Annotated in this window: 1 pseudogene; it reads left to right on the top strand. The window is 42.1% G+C overall.

Going from position 1 to position 802, the window contains the following annotated elements:
• Positions 1-705 (top strand): annotated as a pseudogene (locus tag ACFIJS_RS09115) (hypothetical protein); the annotation flags it as partial.
• Positions 706-802 lie beyond the last annotated feature (97 nt).

Genomic DNA, 802 nt, shown 5'->3' with positions numbered 1-802 from the left:
TCTTCAAGACTTCTTCAAGATTCTTCAAGAGGGTACAATAACAATAACATATATAATAAAAAAACTAACACTATCGTGTTAGCAAAAAAAGAAACTGATTTTGAAGATTTAGAAACAACCGATTTGGTTCAAGAGCCAATCGAGGCTGATGCTGTTGAAAGCCAATCAGAGCAAAACGAAACGATAGAAGATAACCAACCTCCCATTCACGAGCAGACAAGTATTCCGAAAAAAGCCAAGCGGTCAAAAGCTAATCGGGGCTGTCGATTGCCAGATGATTTCAAACCTAATTTGCAAGACGCAATCGATAAAGGCTTAACCCATGATGAGGCGCTGTTAGAAGTCGAATGGTTCAGAAATTTTTGGCTGGCAAAATCCGGAGCAAATGCAAACAAAACAGATTGGCCGGCGACATGGCGAAACTGGATTATACATCCAGAGTATGGAGCGCTATCCAAGAAACAAACACAAACACTTAGAGGTTATCATGGCAAATTCCCTCAGAAAACTTTCACAGAACAGCTTGCAGAAGGCTTCAACGAACTCAGAGATCATCTTTCATCTGGAGAAGATTATGGAAATGATCAGTCCGGGGTATCCATTGACGCTGAAAGTTGGGAGCGCATTGACGCAACAGGAGGAAGCGCAAACCTTAGATGCTTGCAATCGTCTACAAGCGTTGCTTTCTGTGAAAGCTTCAGTTAAGCAAATTGAGCAAGCTTCTTTCCTACTCTCAAGCATGAGAGTCCCTGCGAACACAGATTCCAAAGCCGTTGTCCTATCCTATAGCATGATGCTGGAA

This window comes from Bartonella sp. OT172YNZD (assembly GCF_042193725.1).
GTDB classification, from domain to species: Bacteria; Pseudomonadota; Alphaproteobacteria; order Rhizobiales; family Rhizobiaceae; genus Bartonella; species Bartonella grahamii_A.
This window is presented reverse-complemented; position numbering and strand designations above follow the sequence as displayed.